This is a genomic window from Methylibium sp. (assembly GCF_031393925.1).
GTDB lineage: Bacteria > Pseudomonadota > Gammaproteobacteria > Burkholderiales > Burkholderiaceae_C > Methylibium.
On record NZ_JANMWL010000306.1, the window covers coordinates 1 to 1614 of the forward strand.

General features: G+C 65.9%; 2 protein-coding genes. One reads left to right on the top strand and one right to left on the bottom strand.

Features of this window, described 5'->3' with window-relative positions; all coding sequences use genetic code 11:
- The first annotated feature begins 95 nt into the window (after positions 1-95).
- A complete protein-coding gene (locus tag RMO12_RS15640; RefSeq protein WP_309639978.1) occupies positions 96-947 on the top strand; it encodes an endonuclease/exonuclease/phosphatase family protein in 852 nt (283 codons plus the stop codon).
- Between the two features lie 199 nt (positions 948-1146).
- On the opposite strand, the gene RMO12_RS15645 is transcribed toward RMO12_RS15640, so the two are convergent.
- Positions 1147-1614 (bottom strand): class I fructose-bisphosphate aldolase (locus RMO12_RS15645; RefSeq protein ID WP_309639979.1); only part of this gene is annotated, 468 nt, incomplete at its 5' end.

The window sequence follows — 1614 nt, forward strand, 5'->3', positions numbered from 1 at the left end:
CATCGTCAACTCGCCGAGTCGGCCATGCCGGCCTGACTCACACCAACGGGCCTCCAGGATTTCCGGGGCGGTTCAGTGTCTGGACTTGGCAAATCATGAAGCTGGTCAGTTGGAACATCCAGTGGGGTCGCGGCTGCGACGGTCGCGTGGATCTCGAGCGCATCGTCGCCCACGCGCGTCGGTTCGCGGACTTCGACGTTCTGTGCTTGCAGGAGGTATCGGCCGGTTATTCAGAACTGCGCGGCTGCGATGGCAGCGACCAGTTCGAGCGCCTCGGGGCGCTGCTTCCCGGTTACACGTCCGTTGCCGGCGTGGCCACAGACACACTTGGCCGCGCCGGTGAACGACGCCACTTCGGCAACATGTTGTTCTCGCGTCTTCCGGTCCGACAAGTGTTCCGACACCTGCTGCCATGGCCGGTAGAGGCTGACGTGATGAGCATGCAGCGGGTTGCGATCGAAGCCACGCTAGACACGCCGATGGGTCTCCTGCGCGTGACAACGACCCATCTCGAGTACTACTCGGAGCGCCAGCGCACGGCCCAGATTGACCGCTTGCGCGAACTTCACCGTGAGGCCGTGGCCCACGCGCGCGCCAAGCGGCCCGGCGATGCATCGGACGGCCCATTTGAAAGCGTGGATCGCGCCGCGTCGGCGATTCTTGCCGGCGATTGCAATTTCAGGCCCGACACCACAGACAGGGCACGGCTGCTCGCCCCTCTGGATGCCGTGACGCCGGCATACCGCGATGCGTGGGAAATCGCGCACCCCGGCCGGCCGCACGAGCCGACGGTGGGCATCCACGACAAGGAACAATGGCCCGGCCAGCCCTTCACCTTCGACTTCGTATACGTGAGCGCCGATCTCTCACCATGCGTGCACGACATGCGGGTCGATGCCACCACCGACGCATCCGATCACCAACCCGTGCTGCTCGAACTGGGCTGAGTGGCGTACTTTGTTCGTAGCGGACGGCCGCGGCTTTGGCAATGAGGTTAAGAGTTAAGGGAAACCAGACCGTGGATCCCAATGCCCTGTAGAACCGCCCCGCGCGAGCCATGTCGTGCGTCGCCAGGGTCACGGCACGGATGGTCTCGTTTTGCGGATACGGCAACGGCAGCACCACGCTCGCGGAGTCAGCTCGAGTTCATTTCGCGGCGGCTGCCTCCATCGCTGGGTCATACCGCCCTTCGCGCGCCGCGCCGTTAAGCCGCGCTCGTTCGAGCAACGCGTCTTGCGCGCTGCGCGCATTGCCTGCCTGCCCCTTCCAGGCCTGCAGCACCGGCTCCTGCAGCGCGCGCCCGTACGAGAAGCTCAAGCCCCAAGGCTGCGCCCCGAGCCGGTTCATCGCGTCGAGATGGACGGTCGCCTCAGCGGGCGTCTGTCCGCCCGACAGGAAGAAGATGCCCGGCACGGCCGCCGGCACGCATCGCCTCAGGACGCGGATCGTCTGGGCGGCGACCTCGGCAACCGGCGCCTGTTGCGCCTGCTCCTTGCCGGCAACGACCATGCTCGGCTTCAGCAGCATGTGCTCGAGAACCACCCGGTGTCGATGCAGGGCAGCGAAGACTTCGTGCAGGACGGCTTCGGTCACCTCGGCGCAGCGCTCGAGGGT